The organism is Pseudomonas sp. SK2 (genome assembly GCF_016772395.1).
GTDB lineage: Bacteria > Pseudomonadota > Gammaproteobacteria > Pseudomonadales > Pseudomonadaceae > Aquipseudomonas > Aquipseudomonas taiwanensis.
This window is the reverse complement of the sequence record NZ_CP061944.1, coordinates 313,442-337,440: the sequence shown is the minus strand read 5'-3', so window position 1 is coordinate 337,440 and position 23,999 is coordinate 313,442. Positions and strand designations below refer to the sequence as shown.

26 protein-coding genes are annotated in these 23,999 nt (G+C 62.5%); 15 read left to right on the top strand and 11 right to left on the bottom strand.

What is annotated here, in order from left to right:
• Positions 1–32: 32 nt before the first annotated feature.
• A complete protein-coding gene (locus IF103_RS01505) occupies positions 33–569 on the bottom strand; it encodes a PilN domain-containing protein (protein WP_023378224.1) in 537 nt (178 codons plus the stop codon).
• Entirely contained in the window at positions 557–1,447 is an 891-nt protein-coding gene (pilM, locus tag IF103_RS01500) for a type IV pilus biogenesis protein PilM (RefSeq protein ID WP_104882282.1), read from the bottom strand. The genes IF103_RS01505 and pilM overlap by 13 nt, the downstream gene beginning before the upstream one ends.
• Positions 1,448–1,621: 174 nt before the next feature.
• Between pilM and IF103_RS01495 the strand changes: the two genes are divergently transcribed.
• A complete protein-coding gene (locus tag IF103_RS01495) occupies positions 1,622–4,072 on the top strand; it encodes a penicillin-binding protein 1A (protein ID WP_374374102.1) in 2,451 nt (816 codons plus the stop codon).
• Between the two features lie 245 nt (positions 4,073–4,317).
• Here IF103_RS01495 and IF103_RS01490 read toward each other — a convergent pair whose 3' ends face one another.
• The 3 genes from IF103_RS01490 to rpmE form a co-directional block, all read right to left on the bottom strand.
• Positions 4,318–5,586 (bottom strand): malic enzyme-like NAD(P)-binding protein, encoded by a 1,269-nt coding sequence (locus tag IF103_RS01490; RefSeq protein ID WP_023378221.1) that lies wholly within the window; start codon positions 5,584–5,586, stop codon positions 4,318–4,320.
• A gap of 179 nt (positions 5,587–5,765) precedes the next feature.
• A complete protein-coding gene (locus tag IF103_RS01485) occupies positions 5,766–6,587 on the bottom strand; it encodes a thermonuclease family protein (RefSeq protein ID WP_104882284.1) in 822 nt (273 codons plus the stop codon).
• A 2-nt stretch (positions 6,588–6,589) separates the two neighbouring features.
• Positions 6,590–6,805, bottom strand: coding sequence for a 50S ribosomal protein L31 (gene rpmE / locus IF103_RS01480; protein ID WP_023378219.1), 216 nt, complete (start codon positions 6,803–6,805; stop codon positions 6,590–6,592).
• Between the two features lie 168 nt (positions 6,806–6,973).
• Between rpmE and IF103_RS01475 the strand changes: the two genes are divergently transcribed.
• From IF103_RS01475 to IF103_RS01465, 3 genes are all read left to right on the top strand, one after another.
• The gene (locus IF103_RS01475) at positions 6,974–9,193 is read left to right on the top strand and encodes a primosomal protein N' (RefSeq protein ID WP_023378218.1); all 2,220 of its coding nucleotides are present in this window, start codon (positions 6,974–6,976) and stop codon (positions 9,191–9,193) included.
• Positions 9,194–9,301: 108 nt separating this feature from the next.
• On the top strand, positions 9,302–11,038 hold the full coding sequence (argS, locus tag IF103_RS01470) for an arginine--tRNA ligase (protein ID WP_023378217.1): 1,737 nt from the start codon (positions 9,302–9,304) through the stop codon (positions 11,036–11,038).
• 1 nt (position 11,039) lies between these two features.
• Complete coding sequence (locus IF103_RS01465) at positions 11,040–11,738, top strand: SPOR domain-containing protein (protein ID WP_023378216.1); 699 nt, start codon at positions 11,040–11,042, stop codon at positions 11,736–11,738.
• A 41-nt stretch (positions 11,739–11,779) separates the two neighbouring features.
• On the opposite strand, the gene IF103_RS01460 is transcribed toward IF103_RS01465, so the two are convergent.
• Positions 11,780–12,199 (bottom strand): NINE protein, encoded by a 420-nt coding sequence (locus IF103_RS01460; RefSeq protein ID WP_202675816.1) that lies wholly within the window; start codon positions 12,197–12,199, stop codon positions 11,780–11,782.
• Between the two features lie 168 nt (positions 12,200–12,367).
• On the opposite strand from IF103_RS01460, the gene IF103_RS01455 reads away from it, so the two are divergent.
• Positions 12,368–12,994, top strand: a complete 627-nt coding sequence (locus IF103_RS01455; RefSeq protein ID WP_023378214.1) for a C40 family peptidase — start codon at positions 12,368–12,370, stop codon at positions 12,992–12,994.
• Between the two features lie 75 nt (positions 12,995–13,069).
• Here the strand turns inward: IF103_RS01455 and IF103_RS01450 are convergent, their stop codons facing one another.
• Positions 13,070–14,068 (bottom strand): type IV pilus twitching motility protein PilT, encoded by a 999-nt coding sequence (locus tag IF103_RS01450; protein ID WP_023378213.1) that lies wholly within the window; start codon positions 14,066–14,068, stop codon positions 13,070–13,072.
• 65 nt (positions 14,069–14,133) lie between these two features.
• Here IF103_RS01450 and IF103_RS01445 point away from each other — a divergent pair, with 65 nt between their 5' ends.
• From IF103_RS01445 to IF103_RS01405, 9 genes are all read left to right on the top strand, one after another.
• Positions 14,134–14,820 carry a YggS family pyridoxal phosphate-dependent enzyme gene (locus IF103_RS01445; protein WP_023378212.1) on the top strand — a complete coding sequence of 229 codons (687 nt, stop codon included), beginning with the start codon at positions 14,134–14,136 and terminating at the stop codon, positions 14,818–14,820.
• Positions 14,821–14,858: 38 nt separating this feature from the next.
• Positions 14,859–15,677, top strand: coding sequence for a pyrroline-5-carboxylate reductase (proC, locus tag IF103_RS01440; protein WP_202675815.1), 819 nt, complete (start codon positions 14,859–14,861; stop codon positions 15,675–15,677).
• Positions 15,678–15,687: 10 nt separating this feature from the next.
• On the top strand, positions 15,688–16,278 hold the full coding sequence (locus IF103_RS01435) for a YggT family protein (RefSeq protein WP_023378210.1): 591 nt from the start codon (positions 15,688–15,690) through the stop codon (positions 16,276–16,278).
• An 89-nt stretch (positions 16,279–16,367) separates the two neighbouring features.
• Entirely contained in the window at positions 16,368–17,507 is a 1,140-nt protein-coding gene (metX, locus tag IF103_RS01430; protein ID WP_027907907.1) for a homoserine O-succinyltransferase MetX, read from the top strand.
• A gap of 7 nt (positions 17,508–17,514) precedes the next feature.
• A complete protein-coding gene (metW, locus tag IF103_RS01425; RefSeq protein WP_023378208.1) occupies positions 17,515–18,135 on the top strand; it encodes a methionine biosynthesis protein MetW in 621 nt (206 codons plus the stop codon).
• 21 nt (positions 18,136–18,156) lie between these two features.
• Positions 18,157–18,591 (top strand): DUF4426 domain-containing protein, encoded by a 435-nt coding sequence (locus IF103_RS01420; protein ID WP_023378207.1) that lies wholly within the window; start codon positions 18,157–18,159, stop codon positions 18,589–18,591.
• Complete coding sequence (gene rdgB, locus IF103_RS01415) at positions 18,588–19,184, top strand: RdgB/HAM1 family non-canonical purine NTP pyrophosphatase (RefSeq protein ID WP_023378205.1); 597 nt, start codon at positions 18,588–18,590, stop codon at positions 19,182–19,184. Before IF103_RS01420 ends, rdgB begins: the two co-directional genes overlap by 4 nt.
• On the top strand, positions 19,181–20,368 hold the full coding sequence (gene hemW / locus IF103_RS01410; protein ID WP_202675814.1) for a radical SAM family heme chaperone HemW: 1,188 nt from the start codon (positions 19,181–19,183) through the stop codon (positions 20,366–20,368). Before rdgB ends, hemW begins: the two co-directional genes overlap by 4 nt.
• 9 nt (positions 20,369–20,377) lie before the next feature.
• Entirely contained in the window at positions 20,378–20,704 is a 327-nt protein-coding gene (locus IF103_RS01405; protein WP_023378203.1) for a DUF3392 family protein, read from the top strand.
• A gap of 214 nt (positions 20,705–20,918) precedes the next feature.
• Here IF103_RS01405 and trmB read toward each other — a convergent pair whose 3' ends face one another.
• The 4 genes from trmB to IF103_RS01385 all read right to left on the bottom strand — a co-directional run bounded on the left by trmB (position 20,919) and on the right by IF103_RS01385 (position 23,175).
• A complete protein-coding gene (gene trmB, locus IF103_RS01400) occupies positions 20,919–21,641 on the bottom strand; it encodes a tRNA (guanosine(46)-N7)-methyltransferase TrmB (RefSeq protein WP_023378202.1) in 723 nt (240 codons plus the stop codon).
• 9 nt (positions 21,642–21,650) lie between these two features.
• On the bottom strand, positions 21,651–22,445 hold the full coding sequence (locus tag IF103_RS01395; protein WP_023378201.1) for a thiazole synthase: 795 nt from the start codon (positions 22,443–22,445) through the stop codon (positions 21,651–21,653).
• 54 nt (positions 22,446–22,499) lie between these two features.
• Complete coding sequence (thiS, locus tag IF103_RS01390; RefSeq protein WP_023378200.1) at positions 22,500–22,700, bottom strand: sulfur carrier protein ThiS; 201 nt, start codon at positions 22,698–22,700, stop codon at positions 22,500–22,502.
• Between the two features lie 103 nt (positions 22,701–22,803).
• The gene (locus tag IF103_RS01385; RefSeq protein WP_023378199.1) at positions 22,804–23,175 is read right to left on the bottom strand and encodes a DUF423 domain-containing protein; all 372 of its coding nucleotides are present in this window, start codon (positions 23,173–23,175) and stop codon (positions 22,804–22,806) included.
• A gap of 64 nt (positions 23,176–23,239) precedes the next feature.
• Here IF103_RS01385 and mtgA point away from each other — a divergent pair, with 64 nt between their 5' ends.
• Positions 23,240–23,950, top strand: a complete 711-nt coding sequence (mtgA, locus tag IF103_RS01380; protein WP_202675813.1) for a monofunctional biosynthetic peptidoglycan transglycosylase — start codon at positions 23,240–23,242, stop codon at positions 23,948–23,950.
• Positions 23,951–23,999: the final 49 nt, after the last annotated feature.

Below are 23,999 nucleotides of genomic sequence, written 5' to 3'. Positions count from 1 at the left end.
GAGCCCCTGCCAGTCCACTGCCTGCAGCCTCCTCATGACCAGGACGCTCGCACCTGAGCCACGAGCAAGAATTCGTCACCACCCGGCACGCTCCTGACCCTGTGCAGCTGAAGATCGAGCAACACCGATGAGCGCTCCAGATCGCGCAGCAACTGGGCCAGCAGCGCACCAGACCCCGCGAGCCCGACGATCCGCAGTCGCCCATCCACGAGCTTCAGCTCGGTCAGTTGAACGCCCTGCGCAATAGCGCGTTCCAGATCGACGAACACGGCCTGCAGGACACCTTGCTCCGCCCGTAGCCCTTCCAGCGCCTGGAGCTGTTCGCGCAGTGACGCAAGGGCCGCCTGGGATTCCTCAAGCAACTGCATTCGCTCACCCAACTCGGCAAGCTTCGCCTCCTTGTGCTGGTTGAGCGCAAGTTGACGCTGCACACGCTGGCGAGCGAGCTGATCGAGCGCGATCACCAGGCACAAAGCCAGGGCCCCACTGGCAACCAAGGAGACCTTGAATCGCTTGAGCGCGGCCTGTCGATGCCGTTCACGCCAAGGCAGCAGGTTCAGGCGCGGCATTGACCCATACCTCCTAACGCCAGGGCATAGGCAAGGACCAACGTCTCGCTGCAATTACCCAGGCCAGGCCTTGGCGGAAGTCGCCGGCAAGGGGCCACACGCTGCGTCCGCCACTCAGGGAACAGCCCTGGCTCGGGAGGAGCATGACTGGCGACCAGAATGTCGCTGACCGACACATGCTCGTCCAGCAGCTGCTGCACGGCACAGCGCACCTGCTCCCGGGTGGCGGGCGGCGCTAACTGCACCTCCCGGCGTTGCGGCAACGCGCCTTGGGGCCAGTAATGCAAGGTCGCACTGCCCCTCTCGATCCGGACCAAAGCCAGATCATCGGCACCGGGCTTCGGCAGCATCCGCTGCAAGGCCAGGCTGTCGACCTCCACCACCTCAAGCGCCAGGCCGGCATCGAGGAACAGCGCCTCGAACGGGTCGAGGGCGCTCTGCCTGCACGCCACCACCATGACGTCCAGCGTACCGGGCTGCACCGGAGAAGCACCCAATATCTGAAAGTCCAACGCCAGGTCTTCAAGCGGGAAGGGAAACAATTGATCGGCATCGAGCAGCAATTGCGCTTCGAGCTCGGTTTCAGACTGACCTGCGGGCAACTGGCACACCTTGCAGATCACCTGGTTCGCCGGCAGGGCCATGGCAACCTGGCGTTGACGAATGCCCGTTCGCCGATGGGCCCGTCGCAAAGCCGACACGATCCGCTCGGGATCAGCCAGCTGTTCGCCCACCGAAGGCAGATCGATTGGCTCTACGGCCCACCCCAGCACCTGGCAGCGCCCACGTCGCCGCTGAAGTTGCAGCATTCGTACGGAATCCGAGGTGATTTCCACCCCCAACAATGAACCGGCATCCTTGCCGAAGCGTCCAAACATCCTTGTTTCCTTGCTTCAATGGGCAGACCACAACCTGGCCTGATGGGCCGGACGGTTGCGCAAGCCACCCGGCCGGTCACCCGGAAAGACGAAAAATGCTTATAATGCCCAGCGTTTTTTGTCCGCCGGACCCACGCGCAATTCACTCCTCAACCTGGACACCCAAAAGCCTTGATACGCCTGCTGAAGTTCTTCTGGTGGTCACTCGTCGCAGTCACCTGCGCGCTCGTACTCGGTGTGAGCGGTGCGTTTCTGTATCTTAGTCCCAGCCTGCCCTCGGTCGAATCGCTCAGAAGTATCCAGTTGCAGATCCCGCTCAGGGTGTACAGCAGCGACGGCAAGCTGATTGCCGAGTTCGGCGAAATGCGCCGCTCGCCGATTCGTTTCGCGGAAATTCCCCCACAGTTCATTCAGGCGCTTCTGTCTGCCGAGGACGACAATTTCCTTAACCACTATGGCGTCGACCCAAGCAGCCTGATGCGCGCTGCGAGCCAGCTGGTAAAGTCCGGGCACATCCAGACCGGCGGCAGCACCATCACCATGCAGGTGGCGAAGAACTACTTCCTCACCAGCGAGCGCAGCTTCTCGCGTAAAACCAACGAGATCCTCCTTGCCTTGCAGATCGAACGCGAACTGACCAAGGACGAGATCCTCGAGCTGTACGTCAACAAGATCTACCTGGGTAACCGCGCCTACGGCATCGAGGCCGCCGCTCAGGTTTACTACGGGAAGTCGATCCGTGACGTGAGCCTGGCACAAATGGCAATGATCGCCGGCCTGCCCAAGGCTCCGTCTCGCTTCAACCCGCTGGCCAACCCGGTACGCGCCAAGGAGCGCCGCGACTGGATTCTCGGCCGCATGTACAAGCTCGGCAAAATCGACGAGGCAAGCTACCAGGCCGCCCTGGCCGAACCGTTGAACGCCAGCTACCACGTGCCGACGCCCGAGGTGAATGCACCCTACATCGCCGAGATGGCCCGCGCCGAGATGGTTGGCCGCTACGGCAGCGATGCCTATACCGAAGGTTTCCGGGTGACCACCACGGTGCCGAGCGACATGCAGGAAATGGCCAACAAGGCCGTCCTCAATGGGCTTTCCGATTACGATGAGCGCCACGGCTACCGCGGCCCCGAGGCACGTTTCCCGGGCAAGACCCAGGCAGCCTGGCTGCAAGAGCTTAACAAGCAGCGCACCCTGGGCGGGCTTGAGCCTGCCATCGTTACCCGGGTCGAGAAGAGCGGCCTGAAAGTGCTCACCCGTGGCGGCCAGGAAGAAGAAGTCTCCTGGGACACCATGAAATGGGCCCGCCCGTTCATCAACACCAACTCCCAGGGTCGTGCGCCTCAATCGCCGGCCGATGTCGCCCAGATCGGCGACCTGGTGCGCCTGCAGCGCCTGGATGATGGCAAGCTCAAGTTCAGCCAGGTTCCCGGCGCACAAAGCGCTCTGGTGACCCTCGACCCTTACAACGGCGCGATCCGCGCCTTGGTCGGCGGCTTCTCGTTCGAGCAAAGCAACTACAACCGCGCGATGCAGGCCAAGCGCCAACCGGGCTCGAGCTTCAAGCCCTTCATCTATAGCGCTGCGCTGGACAACGGCTACACCGCCTCCAGCCTGGTCAACGATGCGCCGATCGTGTTCGTCGATGAGTACCTGGACAAGGTCTGGCGTCCGAAGAACGACACCAACACGTTCCTGGGGCCGATTCGCATGCGCGAAGCCCTGTACAAGTCGCGAAACCTGGTGTCGATCCGCCTGCTGCAGGCGATGGGCGTGGACCGCACCATCGATTACATCGCCAAGTTCGGCTTCAACAAGCAGGACTTGCCGCGCAACCTGTCGCTGGCGCTGGGGACCGCAACCCTGACGCCCATGGAAATCGCCACCGGCTGGAGCACCTTTGCCAATGGCGGCTACAAGATCAACCCCTACCTGATCGAGCGCATCGAGAGCCGCAACGGCGAGACCCTGTTCACCGCCAATCCGGCACGCGTCCCGCAAGGCGCCGAAGACCATGCAGGTCTGGCTGCGCCGGAGCAGCCGATCAGCACGGCCGCGATGCCAGGTGAAGCACCGTCCAGCTACGGCCAGGTCGCACCGACCCCACAAGCACCGGTGGCTGCCGAGCAGATCATTGATGGCCGCACCACCTACATCCTGACCAGCATGCTTCAGGACGTGATCAAGCGAGGCACCGGCCGTCGTGCGCTGGCCCTGGGCCGTACCGACCTGGCAGGCAAGACCGGTACCACCAACGAGTCCAAGGACGCCTGGTTCTCTGGTTACAACGCCGACTACATCACCACGGTATGGGTCGGTTTCGACCAACCGGAAACCCTTGGCCGCCGCGAATATGGCGGCACCGTGGCCCTGCCCATCTGGATGAACTTCATGGGCGCGGCGCTGAAGGACAAGCCCAACCATGCGCCGGCCGAACCGGAAGGCATTCTCAGCCTGCGGGTCGACCCCATCAGCGGTCGTGCCGCCTCGCCAAGCACGCCGAACGCCTACTTCGAGCTGTTCAAGGCCGAAGACTCACCGCCCTCGGTGGATGAACTGGGCAATGGCGCAGCGCCAGGTAGCCCGCTGCCAGCGGATGAAGCAGCGCCGATGGATCTGTTCTAAGCCCGTTCGGGTGCTTGCCTAGCGCCGCGGCGGTGCGTGAATCGAGCGCCGCCCGCGCGGCGCATCGCGAGCAAGGCTCGCTCCTACGTCTGTTTCGGGCCAGTAACGTCAGTGGTAGATGCGAGCAAGCGCCTTTTATCGCGCCTGCTCTCGATGCGCCGCTCGATTTACACCCCCACAAAACTCAAGCGAAAAAAAGCCCCGACTCTCGCGAGCCAGGGCTTTTTCACATCGCTACGACTGGATCAGCCGTTGAACACTTCATCCACGCTTTTCAGCGGGTAGTGCTTCGGATACGGCAGGGTAGCCACGCCGGATTCGATCGCAGCCTTGGCCACGGCATCGGAAACGACGGTGATCAGACGTGCATCCAGCGGCTTCGGAATGATGTACTCACGGCCGAACTCCAGACCTTCAACACCGTAGGCTTCGCAGACTTCCTTCGGCACCGGCAGCTTGGCCAGGTCTTTCAGGGCGACGGCGGCGGCGATCTTCATTTCTTCGTTGATGCGCTTGGCACGAACGTCCAGAGCGCCACGGAAGATGAACGGGAAGCCCAGCACGTTGTTGACCTGGTTCGGGTAGTCGGAACGACCGGTCGCCATGATCACATCGCTGCGGGTGGCGTGGGCCAGCTCTGGGGAGATTTCCGGATCAGGGTTCGAGCACGCGAACACGATCGGGTTGGCTGCCATCGACTTCAGGCCTTCAGCGCTCAGCAGGTTCGGACCGGACAGACCAACGAACACGTCGGCACCATCCAGGGCATCGGCCAGCGTGCGCTTGTCGGTGGCGTGGGCGAACTGAGCCTTGTACTGGTTCAGGTCGTCACGACCGGCGTGAATCACGCCGCTACGGTCGATCATGAAGATGTTCTCGACCTTGGCACCCATGCTGACCAGCAGCTTCATGCAGGAGATAGCGGCGGCACCAGCACCCAGGCAGACGATCTTGGCATCTTCGAGTTTCTTGCCGGCGATTTCCAGGGCGTTGATCATGCCAGCGGCAGTCACGATAGCGGTGCCGTGCTGGTCATCGTGGAAGACCGGGATATCGCACTGCTCGATCAGGGTGCGCTCGATCTCGAAGCACTCAGGCGCCTTGATGTCTTCGAGGTTGATGCCACCGAAGGTGATGGAGATACGCTTGACGGTGTCGATGAACGCCTGTGGGCTTTCGGAGTCGACTTCGATGTCGAATACATCGATACCAGCGAAACGCTTGAACAGAACACCCTTGCCTTCCATGACCGGCTTGGACGCCAGTGGGCCGAGGTCACCCAGACCGAGGATGGCAGTGCCATCGGAGATCACCGCAACCAGGTTGCCCTTGCCGGTGTATTTGTAGGCCAGCTCCGGATCACGGCCGATCTCGCGCACGGGCTCGGCAACACCTGGGCTGTAGGCCAGGGCGAGGTCGCGGGCGGTGGCAGTTGGCTTGGAGAGCTCGACGCTCAGTTTCCCCGGACGAGGTTGAGCGTGATATTCGAGAGCGGCGGTTTTCAGGTCTGACATGGTGGGCATTCCGCTATTTACTGTTCTGACGGACCGCCGAGGATACGCAAAGAGCCGGGGAGCCACAAGACTGGTCAGTCACTTGTGTCAAGGCCTTTAGCCTACGACTTTACGCTACAACCCACGGTGGATACGGCTTCCAGTGTGTACAATCTGATAGCGAAATGTCTACAATTATTTCACCGTGAAACGCGCTCCAGCATGCTCGGATCAGTCAATGGCAACACCCAGCGTCGCTGCCCTGGCTTAAGCGCCCCCTTGCGGGAACGGTCCAGCACCCAGCCACGCGCTTCGACCTGGCGTCCCTTGAGGTTATCGAAGAAGCTCGAAGGGAAGTTGCGTTGCAGACGAGCGGGAACCTGCAGCACCAGCGCATCGTCGAGTTCGAGCCAGACACCACCGCGATTGCGCTCGATGCCGGTGATTCTGCCGCCGATCACGGCAAACCCGGACCGTTTGACATCGCCACTGCGCACCACCGGTGAACGTCGCCACAACCCCGCTCCGGAAGCACGCGCTGCCTGTTCGGCGCTCTGCTGGCAACCGGCGAGGCGAACATTGGGCGCGACCGCGACACGATAGCCAAGCCCCTCGCTGAGTAAACGAGCTTCGAAATTGTCGCCATTGCGGCCGTAGACATGGGCCAAGGTGCGGCCGTACCTGTCCTTTGCCTCGACACCCGGCACCAGGCCTACGCGGCCATCACTGGCCTTGACCAACGCCTGCAGGCGTTGCCTGGCCATTTCGGCGTAAGGCTCACTGCTGCGCCCTTGGCGCCCAATCTCCGGGGCATTGATACCGATCAGACGCACACTGCGACCGTCGGTCAGGCGCAAGGTATCGCCATCGACGATCTGTCGCACGGCTACCATCTGCGGGTTTTCCGGCAGCGGGCAGAACGCCAGAGCCGGAAAATGCCACATCGCGCCCACAAAAAAAGCGCCCACAAGGGGCGCCTTTTTTTGCAGCAATGCGAAGCCCGAAGGATTCGCCATGCGCATGATTACTTCTTGGTACCGAACATACCGAAGCGATCGGCGAACTTCTGTACGCGACCACCGGTGTCCAGGACTTTCTGCTTACCAGTGTAGAACGGGTGGCACTGGGAGCACACGTCGATCGCCAGCGGCTTGGCCAGGGTCGAACGGGTTTCGAATTTGTTGCCGCAGCTGCAGGTGACTGCAACTACTTCGTAGTTCGGATGAATATCTGCTTTCATGGTCACTTCCTCGAGCTGCGTGCCGCCACCCAACACCAATTGTTGAATACCGCACGTAATTAGGCGGCGAATAATACCAGAGCACAGCGTCAGCGCAAGTTGTCGCTTGCACCGACGGTCGTCTGCTAGTCTCGCCACTCGTTGAAATACCCTGCCGAGACCTTCCGCGTGTCCGACGTCATACTGCGCCTTGCCCTCCCTTCTCCCTTGCGTCGCCTGTTCGACTATCGGGCACCGGCGAGCATGGCGCGCCAGGTACTGGAGCCTGGCATGCGTATTCGCGTGCCATTCGGCCGGCGCGAAATCATCGGCGTGCTGGTGGAGGTCTGCGACCAGAGCGAAGTGCCCGCTGACAAGCTAAAGCCGGCGATTACCCTGCTCGACCCGGTCTCACCCGTGCCCACTGCCCTGTTCAAGCTGTGCCTGTGGACCGCCCAGTACTACCAGCACAGCTTGGGCGACACCCTGAGCTGGGCGCTGCCTTCCCTGCTGCGCCAGGGTGAACCGGCCGAGATGCGCCAGGAGCGCTTCTGGCACGTCGCCCCTGGCGCGCGCCTGGAAGACCCACGCATCGCCCGTGCTCCGCGCCAGCGTGATGCACTCAAGACACTGGCCCAGCATCCGCACGGCGTGGCCCATAGCCTGTTGAGCAAACTCAACCTGAACAAGGACAGCCTGGACCTGCTGCTGGCCAAGGACCTGGTCCAGGTCGAGGTCCGCCGCCATCTGCCCGGGGCACGGCATGAGCACTGGCTGGCTCAGCCGGAACTGCCGCTCAATGAAGAGCAGCGCGAGGCCTTCGACACCGTGCGCGAGGGCTTTGGCAGCTTCGCCGCCTTTCTCCTGGCTGGTGTCACCGGCAGCGGCAAGACCGAGGTCTACCTGCAACTGATCCGCGAAACCCTGGAGGCCGGCAAGCAGGCACTGGTGCTGATTCCGGAGATCAACCTGGGCCCACAGACCCTGGCGCGCTTCGAGCAACGCTTCAATGCCCGCATCGCCTTGCTGCATTCGGCCGTCAACGACCGCGAGCGCCTCGACGCCTGGCTGGCCGCCCGTGATGGCGAAGCCGACATCATCATCGGAACGCGTTCGGCCTTGTTCACGCCGATGAAGAACCCAGGCCTGATCATCATCGACGAGGAGCACGACGGCTCTTATAAACAGCAGGAAGGGCTGCGCTATCACGCCCGCGACCTCGCGCTGGTACGGGCGCATCAAGAGAACATCCCGATCGTACTCGGCTCCGCGACACCTTCGCTGGAAACCCTGCACAACGCCCTGACCGGACGCTACCGCCTGCTTCGCATGAACCAGCGCGCCGGCGGCGCCCGCGCCCCGCGCATGCTGCGCCTGGATGTGAAAAGCCTGCCATTGGACAGTGGCATCAGTGGCCCACTGCAGCAGGCCATCCGCCAGACCCTGGAAGCCGGCCAGCAGGTGCTGGTGTTCCTCAATCGGCGCGGCTTTGCCCCCACCCTGCTGTGTCATGACTGCGGCTGGTTGTCCGAATGCCCGCGCTGCGATGCCCGCATGACCGTGCACCAGCGCTCCGGTGTCCTGCGCTGCCACCACTGCGGCTATGACGAGCGCCTGCCGCAGCAGTGCCCGCAGTGCAATCACGTCGACCTGCGCCCTGTGGGGGCCGGTACCGAGCGGGCCGAAGAGCGCCTGAAGGTTCTGTTCCCGGACTACCCGATCCTGCGCGTCGACCGCGACAGCACCGCTCGCAAGGACGCCATGCACAACCTTTTCACCACCATCCAGCGCGGCCAGCCGAGCATTCTCGTAGGCACCCAGATGCTGGCCAAGGGTCACCACTTCCCGCGGGTGACCCTGGTTGCCATTCTCGATGCCGATGGCGGATTGTTTTCCGGCGATTTCCGCGCCAGCGAGCGCATGGCGCAGTTGATCGTCCAGGTAGCAGGCCGTGCTGGCCGTGCGGAGGAGCCAGGCAAGGTCATCATCCAGACCCACCTGGCCGATCATCCGCTGCTGGTGCAACTGACCGAGCAAGGCTATTTCGCCTTCGCCGAACAGGCCCTGAGCGAGCGCCGCACGGCGGGCCTTCCGCCGTATTCCCACCTCGCCCTGCTGCGTGCCGAAGCCCACAAACCGGGCCAGGCAGAAAGCTTCCTCGACGAGGCGTGCGCCGCAGCCGAGCGACTGGTTGCCGAGCAGGCCCTGCCTGGTATCGAGCTGTTGGGCCCAGTGCCTGCACCGATGGAGCGCCGCGCGGGACGCTTCCGCGCTCAACTCTTGATCCAGGCCAACACCCGCGCCCCCTTGCATCGACTGATCAGCGCCTGGTTGCTAGTGTTGGAGCAGATGCCGAGCGGGCGTCAGGTACGCTGGTCACTGGATGTCGATCCAGTCGACCTTTATTAAGGTTGCCGCGCAAAGGTTGGCAACCCGGCCCCAGCAACGGATAATGCCCAGTTTTTCCACCTGCGCATCCAGGCGCTCCACCGCGCTTGCGGTCGAAAAGAGAACCCCATGAAAGACACCATTCGCCAGCTGATCCAGCAAGCCCTCACCCAACTCGTCACCGACGGTGTGCTGCCTGAAGGGCTGTCGCCGGCGATCCAGGTGGAAAACGCCCGGGACAAGACCCACGGCGACTTCGCCAGCAACATCGCCATGATGCTGGCCAAGCCTGCGGGCATGAAGCCCCGCGACCTGGCCGAAAAGCTGATCGATGCGCTGCCGGCCAGCGCCGACATCAGCAAGGTCGAGATCGCCGGCCCAGGCTTCCTGAACTTCTTCCAGAACACCGACGCCCTGGCCAACCGCCTGGACGCCGCACTGGCCGATGCCCACCTGGGCGTGCACAAGGCGGGGCCGGCGGAAAAGGTCGTGATCGACATGTCGGCGCCGAACCTGGCCAAGGAGATGCACGTCGGCCACCTGCGTTCGACCATCATCGGTGACAGTGTCGCGCGCGTGCTGGAATTCCTCGGCGATGACGTGATCCGCCAGAACCACGTGGGCGACTGGGGGACCCAGTTCGGCATGCTGCTGGCGTATCTGGAAGAAAACCCAATCACCAGCGACGAACTGTCGGACCTGGAAAACTTCTACCGCGCCGCCAAAAAACGTTTCGACGAATCCGAAGAGTTCGCTACCCGCGCCCGTGGCCTGGTCGTGAAGCTGCAAGCCGGCGACCCGGATTGCATGGCGCTGTGGACACGCTTCAAGGACATCTCGCTGTCGCACTGCCAGAAAACCTACGAGTTGCTCAACGTCAAACTGACCATGGCCGACGTGATGGGCGAAAGCGCCTACAACGATGACCTGGCCAATGTGGTCGCCGACCTCAAGGCCAAGGGCCTGCTGGTCGAAGACCAGGGCGCACAATGCGTGTTCCTCGAGGAATTCAAGAACAGCGAAGGCGAACCTCTGCCGGTAATCGTGCAGAAAGCCGACGGCGGCTACCTGTACGCCACCACCGACCTGGCTGCAGTGCGCTACCGCAGCAACGTGCTCAAGGCCGATCGCGCCCTGTACTTCGTTGACCAGCGCCAGGCCCTGCACTTCAACCAAGTGTTCGAGGTGGCCCGCCGTGCCGGCTTCGTCGGCCATCCGATGCGAATGGAACACATGGGCTTCGGCACCATGAACGGCGCCGATGGCCGTCCATTCAAGACCCGCGACGGCGGCACCGTGAAGCTGATCGACTTGCTTACCGAAGCCAAGGAGCGCGCCTACACCCTGGTCAAGGAAAAGAACCCAAGCCTGGCCGAGGACGATCTGCGCCACATCGGCGAAGTGGTGGGTATCGGCGCTGTCAAATATGCCGACCTGTCCAAGCACCGCACCAGTGACTACAGCTTCAACTTCGAATTGATGCTCAATTTCGAAGGCAATACCGCCCCCTACTTGCTGTACGCCTACACCCGCGTAGCCGGCGTTTTCCGCAAGCTCGGCAAAGGCTTTGACGAGGTCGAGGGCAAGATCGTATTGCAGGCGCCCCACGAGCAGGACCTGGCCGCACGCCTGGCGCAGTTCGGCGAAATCCTCAACAACGTCGCCGACAAAGGCACTCCGCATGTACTGTGCAGCTACCTGTACGACCTCGCCGGCCTGTTCTCCAGCTTCTACGAGAACTGCCCGATCCTGGCTGCCGAGAACCCGGAACAGCAGCAAAGCCGCCTGCGCCTGGCCGCACTGACCGGCCGCACCCTGAAACAAGGTCTGGAACTGCTCGGCCTGGAAACCCTGGAGCGCATGTAAGTTGGCTGCCAAGAAAAAACCTGCTCCCAAGCGCGGCGCGAGCCGTCAACAGGCGCCGACCAAGCAGCCGATCCCAGGCTGGGTATGGCTGGCGGTCGGTCTGACCGTGGGTGCCTTCATTGTCTTCCTGATGAAGCTTGAACCAGGTGGCGGCGACATCAAGCGCACCAAGCCGGAACAGCAGAAGCCAGAAAAGGTGGCAGAAGCCAGCAAGACGGCTCCGGTCACCCCACAGCAGCCAGTGAAACCGAAGTACGACTTCTACACCCTGCTGCCAGAGTCCGAGGTGATCGTGCCACCGGAGGCTGTACCGGAAAAGACACCCCCAGTACCGGCACAGCCGGTGACCCCGGTCACACCCGCTGAAGCGGCCAAGATCGACACCGCCCGCGCCCAGGCAGCCCTGATGGGGCAAACGCCGCCTCCGGCACCACCAGTGATCAAGCCTGCGGCCACCACCCAGTTCTTCCTGCAGGCAGGCTCGTTCCGCAAGCAGGCCGATGCCGACAAGGTGCGGGCGCAGATCATTCTGCTCGGCCAAGCGGTCAAGGTGGAGTCCGGCACAGTCAAGGAAGAGACCTGGTACCGCGTGCTGGTCGGGCCGTTCAGCAACCGTGAACAGCTGACCGTGGCCCAAAAGCAATTGGCAGGGGCTGGCTTCAGCAACCTGTTGCTGCAGCAGCGACAAACCCGCCAGTGAAGAAAGGCCTTGCCGCCCAACGCGACAAGGCCTTTTTTCTATCAGCGGCGCTCGGCGTTGACCTGCGAGATCTGGCTGTTCAGCGTCCAGAAGTCATACAGCACGCCCAACAGGAACAGCCCGCCGGTGAAGAAGTAGATGATCGCGCTGATCCATTTGCCCTGGTAGAGGCGATGTGCACCGAAGATCCCCAGGAACGTCAGCAAGATCCAGGCAAGGTTGTAGTCCACCCGCCCCGACTGAAACCGCAGGTCGGCCTCGCGATCCATCGACGGGATCAGGAACAGGTCAATCAGCCAGCCGATGCCCAGCAGGCCCAAGGTGAAGAACCAGATCGTCCCGGTGATCGGTTTGCCGTAGTAGAAGCGGTGCGACCCGGTGAAGCCGAAAATCCAGAGCAGATAGCCGAGTACCTTGCTGTGGGTATCGTGCAACGGCGCCCCCTGTTGATAACTGTTCATTCATAGCCCCCGTGGGTTATCCAAAAATTTTCTAACGGAAAATGTGACTTTTTCGGCGCAGGCCGACGTACGGCAGCATGACAATCGACCAACGGATCAGAACGTGGTCAAAAAGCTGTTATAAAGTTGCGCGCCAACACACACAAAACATTCATAAGAGCTTCAACTATGCCGCCTTTGTTCAAGACATGGCTGACCCTCTGCCTATTATTGCCCCTGGCCGCCCACGCCACCAATCGTGAGCAACGTCTTCCCAACGGTTTCACTGGCTACACCACCAATGCCACGGTGAAACATGCGCCGACCAAGCAGGCCAACCTGCGCGTGCGTCCCAGCAACGTCGCAAACGCTCAATACCAGCCGGTGGCAGCGATGTCGCCCAAGCAGAGCAGCAATGTGCTCAGCCGGGCAGTCAATGTCCTGGGCACCCCTTATCGCTGGGGTGGCAGCAGCCCGACCAAGGGCTTCGACTGCAGTGGGCTGGTGAAATACGCCTTCAACGATGTGGCCGACGTCGACCTGCCGCGCACCTCCAATGCGATGGCTCAGGGCCAGGGCGTGAAGGTGGCGAAGAGCGACCTCAAGCCAGGCGACCTGATTTTCTTCAACATCAAGAGCCGCCGCGTCAACCACGTGGCGATCTACCTGGGGAACGACCGCTTCATCCATGCACCGCGCCGCGGCAAGCGTGTGAGCATCGACACCCTGAGCAAACCTTACTGGCAGAAGCACTATGTAGTGGCCAAGCGGGTCTTGCCCAAGCAACAGCAGCAATTGGCGCTGGCCAAGCGCTAAACCTCAGCGTCGACAAGCCAGCACCTGCAGAACGCACAACAACCTGTAGGCGCCAGCTTGTCGGCGAATAGGCCGCTACAACGCGTCGATCAGCCCTTCTGCCCTCAACGCCTCCATCGCTCCTTCCATCGTCTTCATCCCCGCCGCCGCCCCCGACTGCATCACGGACTGCAACTGCGCCGCTCGCCCCTCTCGGATCAGGTTACGCACAGCGGGCGTCGCCACCAACACTTCCCGCGCCGCCACCCGGCCGCCACCTCTTCGTTTCACCAGCACCTGCGCTACCACCAAGCGCAGCGATTCGGCCAGCATGGCCCTGACCAACGGCTTCTCCTCGGCGGCAAACACCTCCACCAGACGGTCGATGCTGTTGATCGCCGACCGGGTATGGACGGTCGCCAGCACCAGATGCCCCGTCTCGGCAGCCCGGAGCGCCAGACGAATCGTTTCGAGATCCCTCAGTTCGCCGATCACGATGACATCCGGGTCTTGGCGCAGTGCACTGCGCAACCCCTGGGCGAAGTCACGACAGTGGCGTCCGATCTCGCGCTGGTTGACCAGGCTGCGCTGGCAACTGTGGATAACTTCGATAGGGTCTTCCAATGTGATGATGTGCAGCGAGCGCTCGCGATTGAGCTGGTCGACCAGCGCGGCCAGCGTGCTGGACTTCCCGCTACCGGTCGGCCCACCTACCAGGACGAGGCCATCGGTATGTTGGGCAAAAGCTCGAAACACTTCTGTCAGGCCTAACGCTTCGAGTGTGGCGATTCGTTGCGCAATGATCCGCATGGCCACCGCAGGCCCATTCGACTGGCGAAACAGATTCAAGCGGATACGCCCAAGCGAGGGGAGATCGAGCGCCAGGTCCAGCTCATCACCTTGCGCCCACTGGCGACACTGCGCTTCGGCCAGCAAAGGCGCCAGCCCGTCGTGCAGCGCCGTCGCCGACAACGGCGGCAGATCCAGGCGTTGCAGCTCGCCATCCAGGCGAATCAGCGGTACGTCGCCCGCGGCCAGGTGCAGGTCACTCGCCCCTGCAGCCATCGCCCGGACCAAGAGGTCAGTCACGTCCATGAGACTCCCTAAAGACCATCAAGCAGGTAGAATGCCGCAGACCCATGAGCCGACGGCAGCGATCCATGTCCACCATAGCAGACAACCTTTCCGCCCTCGCCAACCGCATCGAAAGCGCGGCACGGGCTGCCGGGCGTGAGCCGGCCAGCGTCCAACTGCTGGCCGTGAGCAAGACCAAACCGGCCAGTGCCATCCGCGAGATCCATGCCGCCGGTGTCCGCGACGTCGGCGAAAACTACCTGCAGGAGGCCCTGGCCAAACAGGACGAACTGCGCGACCTGCCCTTGATCTGGCACTTCATCGGCCCCATTCAGTCGAACAAGACCAAAGCCATCGCCGAGCACTTCGACTGGGTACATTCCGTGGACCGCCTGAAAATCGCTCAACGCTTGTCCGAACAACGGCCTGCCGGCCTAGCGCCGCTCAACATCTGCCTGCAGGTGAACGTCAGCGGCGAGGACAGCAAGTCTGGCTGTGCTCCGGCCGACTTGCCTGCGCTGGCAAAGGCGGTGGCTGCGCTGCCCAACCTGCGCCTGCGTGGCCTGATGGCGATTCCCGAACCCACCGAAGACCGCGCAGCCCAGGAGGCGGCCTTCGCCAGCCTGCGCCGTTTGCAGGAGGGCCTGGACCTTGATTGCGACACCTTGTCCATGGGCATGAGCCACGATCTCGAAGCGGCCATCGCTCAGGGAGCGACCTGGGTGCGCATTGGCACCGCCCTGTTCGGCGCGCGCAATTACGGCCCCGCCTGATTCCATGCTTTACTCACTCTTTCCCTCAAGGACCTGACATGAGCAAGACACGTATTGCCTTCATCGGCGCCGGCAACATGGCTGCCAGCCTGATCGGCGGCCTGCGCGCCCAGGGCCTGGACGCCTCGCAGATCCGCGCCAGCGACCCAGGTGCCGAAACCCGCGCCCGCGTTCAGGCCGAGCACGGTATCGAAACCTTCGAAAAAAACGCCCAGGCCATCGACGGTGCCGATGTGATCGTCCTGGCCGTCAAGCCGCAGGTCATGAAGGCCGTTTGCGAGGCGCTGTCCCCTGACCTCAAAGCAGGCCAACTGATCGTCTCCATCGCCGCCGGCATCACCTGCGCCAGCCTGCAAGCCTGGCTCGGCCCGCGCCCGGTTGTGCGCTGCATGCCCAATACACCGGCACTGCTGCGCCAGGGTGTGAGCGGCCTGTATGCCACCCAGGAAGTCTCCGACGTGCAACGCCAGCAGGCCGAGCAACTGCTGTCCGCCGTTGGCATCGCCCTGTGGCTCGATGAAGAACAGCAACTGGATGCGGTAACCGCTGTTTCCGGCAGCGGCCCGGCCTATTTCTTCCTGCTGATTGAGGCCATGACCGACGCTGGTGAAAAACTCGGCCTGCCGCGCGAAACCGCCTCCAAGCTGACCCTGCAAACAGCGCTGGGTGCCGCACACATGGCCGTATCCAGCGATGTCGATGCCGCCGAACTGCGCCGCCGTGTCACCTCGCCTGCCGGCACCACCGAAGCGGCCATCAAGTCGTTCCAGGCAAACGGCTTCGAAGCCATCGTGGAACAGGCGCTGGAAGCAGCGGCGAAACGTTCCGCCGAACTGGCCGAACAATTGGGCAAATAAGGAGCTTTTGATGAATGCACTGTCCGGCGCCTTGATTTTCGTGGTGCAGACCCTGGTCAGCCTGTACCTGGTGATCGTCCTGCTGCGCTTCGTGCTGCAACTGGTCAAGGCCAACTTCTACAACCCGCTGTGCCAGTTCGCGGTGCGCGCTACCCAGCCACTGCTCAAGCCGATTCGCCGCATCATCCCCAGCGTCGGTGGCCTGGATACATCCTCGCTGCTGCTGTCGGTGGTCATCCAGGCACTGCTGATGGGCTTCGTGCTGATGGTCACCTACGGGACCTTCGGCGATATCCTGCACCTGCTGATGTGGGCGATCATCGGTATCACCTCGCTGTTCCTGAAGATCTTCTGGGTGGCGATGATCGTGATGGTGATCGTTTCCTGGGTCGCACCGAACAGCCACAACCCTGCCGCCGAACTGGCCTACCAGATCAGCGAGCCGGTGCTGGCACCGTTCCGCCGTATCGTGCCGAACCTTGGCGGCATGGACATCTCGCCGATCTTCGCCTTCCTGGCCATCCAGGTGGTCCAGTCGTTCGTCATGCCTCCGCTGGCGGCCTACGCGGGCATGCCACAAGAGCTGTGGCGGATGATCTGACCCTGCGTGATACCTGGCGGCAAGCCTTCGCTTGCCGCTAGGGGTAGCGCTCTTTAGACTTACGCCTCCGTCAAGCGTGAGCAGGGTCGATGTCCACTGTCCTTCCCGAAGATTCCGTCGGTCTGGTAACACCGCAAATTGCCCGGTTCGATGAACCGTTGGCCTTGGCCTGTGGCCGCTCCCTCGCCAGCTATGAGCTGGTATTCGAGACCTATGGCACCCTGAACGCCAGCGCGAGCAATGCGGTGCTGATCTGCCATGCGTTGTCTGGCCATCACCATGCCGCAGGCTACCATGCCGTCACCGACCGCAAGCCGGGCTGGTGGGACAGTTGCATCGGCCCTGGCAAACCGATCGATACCAACCGCTTCTTCGTCGTCAGCCTGAACAACCTGGGCGGCTGTAACGGCAGCACTGGCCCCAGCAGCATCAACCCTGCCAGCGGCAAGCCTTATGGCGCCGACTTCCCGGTCCTCACGGTGGAAGACTGGGTACACAGCCAGGCGCGCCTGGCCGATCGTCTGGGCATCCGGCAGTGGGCCGCGGTCGTGGGCGGCAGCCTCGGCGGCATGCAGGCCTTGCAGTGGACCATCACCTACCCCGACCGCGTGCGCCATTGCGTCGACATCGCATCGGCCCCCAAGCTGTCGGCGCAGAACATCGCGTTCAACGAAGTCGCTCGCCAGGCCATCCTCACCGACCCCGAGTTCCACGGTGGCTCGTTCCAGGACCAGGGCGTGATCCCCAAGCGCGGCCTGATGCTGGCCCGCATGGTGGGCCACATCACCTACCTGTCCGATGACTCGATGGGTGAGAAATTCGGGCGCGAGCTCAAGAGCGACAAGCTCAACTACGACTTCCACAGCGTCGAATTCCAGGTCGAGAGCTACCTGCGTTACCAGGGTGAAGAGTTCTCCGGCCGCTTCGACGCCAACACCTACCTGCTGATGACGAAGGCGCTGGACTACTTCGACCCCGCCGCCGCCCACGGTGGCGACCTCGCGGCGACCCTGGCCCACGTCAAGGCCGACTATTGCATCATGTCGTTCACGACCGACTGGCGCTTCTCGCCGGCCCGCTCACGGGAGATCGTCGATGCCCTGATGGCCGCACGCAAGAACGTCTGCTACCTGGATATCGACTCACCCTATGGGCACGATGCCTTCCTGATCCCGACACCTCGGTACATTCAGGGCTTCTCGAACTACATGAACCGCATCGCCATCTGAGGACAGCATGAGAGCCGATCTGGAAATCATCCACGACTGGATCCCCGCCGGTAGCCGGGTACTCGACCTGGGCTGCGGTAATGGCGAGCTGCTGGCTTCGCTGCGTGATCGCAAGCAAGTCACTGGCTACGGCCTTGAGATCGACGCCGACAACATCGCCGCTTGCGTGGCCAAAGGGGTCAACGTCATCGAGCAGGACCTGGACAAAGGCCTGGGCAACTTCGCCAGCAACAGCTTCGATGTGGTCATCATGACCCAGGCCCTGCAGGCGGTGGAATACCCCGACCGCATCCTCGACGAGATGCTGCGCGTGGGCCGCCAATGCATCATCACCTTCCCCAACTTCGGCCACTGGCGCTGCCGTTGGTACCTGGCGACCAAAGGCCGCATGCCGGTATCGGACTTCATGCCATATACCTGGTACAACACGCCGAACATCCACTTCTGCACCTTCGCCGACTTCGAAGAGCTGTGCCGCGAACGCCACGCCAAGGTTCTCGACCGCCTGGCGGTCGACCATTTGCACCGCAATGGGTGGGGTGGACGGCTTTGGCCTAATCTTCTAGGTGAAATCGGCATTTATCGCGTTAGCAGCCCTGGCCTGCAGGAGCACCAGCTGGCCGTCTGACGCCCACCGGAGGAATGCACCATGCGTCGACTCGCCCTGTTCCTGATCAGCCTGTGCCTGGCCCTGCCGGTACTGGCTGCCGATGCCGCCAAACCCGATCGCAAGGAAGTATTCGGTGATGTGACGGTCCACTACAGCGCCTTTACCTCGAGCATGCTGCAACCGGAAATCGCCGCCGCCACCGGGCTTACCCGCAGCAAGAACCAAGGCGTGCTGAACATTGCCGTACTCAAGGCCAGCAAGCCAGCGACAGCCGTCGTCAGCGGCACGGTGAAAGACCTGACCGGACGTAGCAGCCCGTTGTCGTTCAAGCAAATCACCGACCGGGGTGCCGTGTACTACATCGCCCAGTTCAAGATCGAACAGGCGGAGACCCTGACATTCGATGTGAATGTCGAAACCGGTGGCGTCAGCCATAAACTCAGCTTCAACCAGGAAGTGTTCCCAGGCGAATGATGAATTTCCAGCAACTCGTATTGGCCAGCCACAACGCCGGCAAGCTCAAGGAACTCCAAGCCATGCTTGGAGCCTCCGTCCAACTGCGCTCGATTGGCGAGTTCAGCCAGGTAGAACCCGAAGAGACCGGCCTGTCGTTCGTCGAAAACGCCATTCTCAAGGCACGTAACGCAGCACGCATCTCCGGCCTGCCGGCCTTGGCCGACGACTCGGGCCTGGCTGTGGACTTTCTTGGCGGTGCACCAGGCATCTACTCGGCGCGCTACGCCGACGGCAAGGGCGACGCAGCCAACAATGCCAAGCTGCTCGAAGCCCTGAAAGACGTCCCACAGGAGCAGCGTGGCGCCCAGTTCGTCTGCGTGCTGGCTCTTGTGCGTCATGCCGACGATCCACTGCCGATCCTGTGTGAAGGCCTGTGGCACGGACAGATCCTGTTCGAGGCCAGTGGCGAACATGGGTTTGGCTACGACCCGCTGTTCTGGGTGCCGGAGCGCAACTGTTCGAGCGCCGAACTGCCTCCTGTAGAGAAGAACCAGCTTAGCCACCGCGCCCGCGCCATGGCCCTGCTGCGTCAACGTCTGGGCCTGGCATGACCGATACGCTGTCCACCCGACCGCACCTGCCGGGTGCGGCGGGTTTCGCCGTGCTACCGCCGCTGGCGCTGTACATCCATATTCCATGGTGTGTACGTAAATGCCCTTACTGCGACTTCAACTCCCACGCTGCCGGGCCTGATTTGCCGGAAGAAGCCTATGTCGACGCACTGCTGACCGATCTCGACCAGGAGTTGGTGGCGGTACAAGGCCGTCCAATCAGCTCGATCTTCTTCGGCGGCGGCACCCCAAGCCTGTTCAGCGCCAACGCCCTAGGCCGCCTTCTGCGTGGCGTCGAGCGGCGCATTCCGTTCGCGGCGGATATCGAAATCACCCTGGAGGCCAACCCAGGCACCTTCGAGCAGGAGAAGTTCAAGGCTTACCGACAGACCGGGATCAACCGCCTGTCCATCGGTGTGCAAAGCTTCCAGCCGGCCAAGCTCGAAGCACTGGGGCGTATCCACAATGGCGATGAAGCGATCCGCGCTGCCGGCATGGCACGGGCTGCAGGCTTCGACAACTTCAACATGGACCTGATGCACGGCTTGCCTGACCAGTCGCTGGAAGACGCACTGGGCGATCTGCGCCAGGCCATCGACCTGGGGCCGACGCACCTGTCGTGGTACCAGTTGACTGTCGAGCCGAACACGGTGTTCTGGAACCAGCCGCCCGAGTTACCGGAAGATGACCTTCTCTGGGATATCCAGGAGGCAGGCCAGGCCCTGATGGCCAGCAATGGCTTCGCCCAGTACGAGGTGTCCGCCTATGCCCAGCCGGGCCGACCGGCCAGACACAACCTCAACTACTGGCGCTTTGGCGACTTCATCGGCATTGGTGCAGGTGCCCATGGCAAGCTGACCTTCGCCGACGGACGCATCCTGCGAACCTGGAAAACCCGGCTGCCCAAGGACTACCTGAACCTGGCCAAACCGTTCAAGGCCGGCGAGAAGCTACTGCCAGCCGACGAGTTGCCGTTCGAGTTCCTGATGAACGCCCTGCGCCTGACCCAGGGCGTTGAAGCCGAGCTGTTCACCCAGCGCACCGGCCTGCCGCTGGAACAGCTGGCCGATGCGCGTAGCGCCGCCGAACAAAAGGGCCTTTTGCAGGTCGAACCGGATCGACTGGTGGCCACGCCGCGGGGCCAGTTGTTCCTCAATGACCTGCTGCAGTATTTCTTGACCTAAGGATGACCCATGGATCTGGTACTTGATCTGCTCGCGACCGTTTCTCGCTGGAGCCGCAGCAACCTGTCGGAAATCTCCCTGGCGCTGGTAGGCTGCCTGCTGGTGCTGTTTGGCACCGATATCAAAGGCTGGGTGGAACAACGCCTGGGCGGTCTGGCTGGCGCTCTGCGTGTGCCGTTCATGGCCTTGCTGGTGATGATTGGCAGCGGCGCGGCGCTGATCTACGCCACGCCATGGGTGGTGAAAGGGCTTGGCCAGTTCAACAACTATGCGCTGGCACCGGTACTTCTGGTGGTGCTGGTATTGATTGGCGTGGTGGCTGATCGCCGGGGCTAGAACCTGCCAAAACGGTCCCCAGACACACGCTCTGCGCGAAGTTTCTGAGCGTTGACCCTAGGCTGCCTAGGATGATGTTGCCAAGTGGGCGTTTTCAGTGAGTTCCTTGAGCGAAGAATACTCAGTCCCTTCGCTTGCATAAACCGCCTCTCTCAAGGCGGTTTTTTCGCCTGTATTCCTACAAGTGCCAGCAGATGAAGGCTGAAACAGCCGATCAATCCACCTTCTCGAACTTCAAGTCCCAAACCCCGTGCCCCAAGCGCTCACCACGGCGCTCGAACTTGGTGATCGGACGTTCTGGCGGACGAGGAATGTAGGCACCATCGGCGGCCTGGTTGCGGTAACCCGGTGCAGCGCTCATCACTTCCAGCATGTACTCAGCGTACGGTTCCCAGTCGGTGGCCATGTGGAACACGCCACCCGGCTTGAGCTTGCGCCTCACCAGCTCGGCGAACTCCAGCTGCACGATGCGCCGCTTGTGATGGCGCGCCTTGTGCCACGGGTCGGGGAAGAACAGCATCAGGCGGTCGAGGCTGTTGTCGGCCACGCAACGGTTGAGCACTTCGATGGCATCGCAGTCATACACCCGCAGGTTCTTCAGGCCCTGGGTCAGCACGCCGTTGAGCAACGCGCCAACACCGGGACGGTGCACTTCGACACCGATGAAGTCCTGCTCAGGGGCAGCGGCAGCCATTTCCAGCAGGGAATGCCCCATGCCGAAGCCGATTTCGAGGGTGCGCGGGGCCGAGCGGCCGAACACCTGGTCGTAGTCCACAGGGCTGTCGGCCAGCGGCAGGATGAACAACGGGCCACCCTGGTCCAGGCCGCGTTGCTGGCCTTCGGTCATGCGCCCGGCGCGCATCACGAAACTCTTGATGCGGCGGTGGGGGCGCGCTTCGCCGTCAGCAGTGCTCGGCGTATCTTGCGATTCAGTCATCAGGGGCTCTTACTTGATCAGACCTTCCAGCGGCGAAGAGGCGCTGGCATAGAGTTTTTTCGGCATACGCCCGGCGAGGTAAGCCATCCGACCCGCGACAATGGCATGCTTCATGGCTTCAGCCATCAGGACCGGTTGCTGGGCATGGGCGATGGCCGAGTTCATCAGCACAGCTTCGCAGCCCATTTCCATGGCGATGGTGGCATCGGATGCAGTGCCTACACCGGCATCGACCAGCACGGGAACCTTGGACTCTTCCAGGATGATCTGCAGGTTGTAAGGGTTGCAGATACCCAGGCCGGTGCCGATCAGGCCAGCCAGCGGCATCACCGCGATGCAGCCGGCTTCGGCCAGCTGGCGAGCGATGATCGGGTCGTCGCTGGTGTAGACCATCACGTCGAAACCGTCCTTGACCAGCACTTCAGCGGCCTTGAGGGTTTCGATCACGTTGGGGAACAGGGTCTTCTGGTCCGCCAGCACTTCCAGCTTGACCAGGTTGTGGCCATCGAGCAGTTCGCGCGCCAGGCGGCAGGTGCGCACGGCTTCTACCGCGTCGTAGCAACCAGCGGTGTTCGGCAGGATGGTGTAGCGATCCGGTGGCAGCACGTCGAGCAGATTCGGCTCACCTGGGTTCTGGCCGAGGTTGGTGCGACGCACGGCGACGGTGACGATTTCGGCACCCGAGGCCTCGATGGCCAGGCGGGTTTCTTCCATGTCACGGTACTTGCCGGTACCGACCAGCAGGCGCGACTGGAAAGTACGTCCGGCCAGAGTGAAAGGCTTGTCGCTACGAACGTTGCTCATCGTTGTTCCTCGGGAAAAGGTTGCGGGACTTGCAGGTGAATTGCCAAACCGGGCTTAACCACCACCGATGGCGTGGACCACTTCGACCTGGTCGCCGTCATTGAGCAGCGTGGTGTCATGCTGGCTACGCGGCACGATATCCAGGTTGAGTTCCACCGCTACCCGGCGCCCAGCCAGTTCCAGGCGGGTCAGCAGGGCCGCGACGCTCTCGCCAGCGGGCAGTTCGTAAGGTTCACCGTTCAGTTGAATGCGCATGCGCACGGCCACCATTGTGCTTTGGGGGCCCGCATTCTAGCGCTGATCGACGCTTCAACCCAAGGCCGGCGGACACCATTAGTCGTGAGAGTGGACCGTTCGGTCAACCCAAACGCCAGGCTGCCAGGCCCAGGCACAGCCAACCGGCGAGAAAGCACAGACCGCCGATGGGGGTGATCATGCCCAGTTTGCCCAACCCACTCAGGGTAAGCACATACAGGCTGCCGGAAAACAACAGGATACCCACGGCGAACAGACCGCCCGCCCAACCCACCAGACGCCCTGGCAGGTGCGCCGAGAGCACGGCCACGCCAAGGATCGCCAGGGCATGCACCAATTGGTAGGTGACGCCAGTCTGGAAGACCGACAAATAGTCAGCCGTCAGGCGGCTTTTCAACCCGTGCGCGGCGAATGCGCCCAGGGCGACACCGGTAAAGCCGAAAAAGGCAGCGAGCATCAGGAAGCTGCGAAGCATGGGACGACTCCTTGTATCGGGTCTGTATAATGGCCCGTTCCACCGGTCCGGCCAAGCTATCACCATGCTGTCATCCTTCCTTCGCCGCTTCGCCCGCGCCCTGCTCTGGTTCGCCGCCGGCAGTGTCGTGCTGGTGCTGGTGTTTCGCTGGGTACCGCCGCCAGGCACGGCGTTGATGGTCGAACGCAAGGTCCAGTCCTGGTTCAATGGCGAACCCATCGACCTGCAGCGTGACTGGGAGCCATGGGATAGGATTTCCGATGAGCTCAAAGTGGCGGTCATTGCCGGCGAGGACCAGAAGTTCGCCAGCCATTGGGGCTTCGACATTCCCGCCATACAGGCAGCGCTGGCCTACAACGAGCGTGGCGGCAATATTCGCGGGGCGAGCACCCTGACGCAGCAAGTCGCCAAGAACCTGTTCCTGTGGTCCGGGCGCAGTTGGCTGCGCAAAGGGCTGGAGGCTTGGTTTACAGCGCTGATCGAATTGTTCTGGTCCAAGGAGCGAATCCTGGAGGTCTACCTGAACAGCGCCGAATGGGGCAAAGGCGTATTCGGCGCCCAGGCTGCGGCGCGCTACCACTTTGGCGTCGACGCCAGCCGCTTGAGCCGCCAGCAGGCCGCGCAACTGGCCGCAGTGCTGCCCAGCCCTCTCAAATGGAGCGCCAGCCGGCCGAGCGCCTATGTGGCCAGCCGAGCCGGGTGGATTCGCCGCCAGATGAGCCAGCTGGGCGGACCCAGCTACCTGATGCAGCTGGACGCTTCCCGCAGGCCGTAAGCCGATTGGCAGGATCCGAACACACAAAAAAACCGCTGCCCCTCCTCGG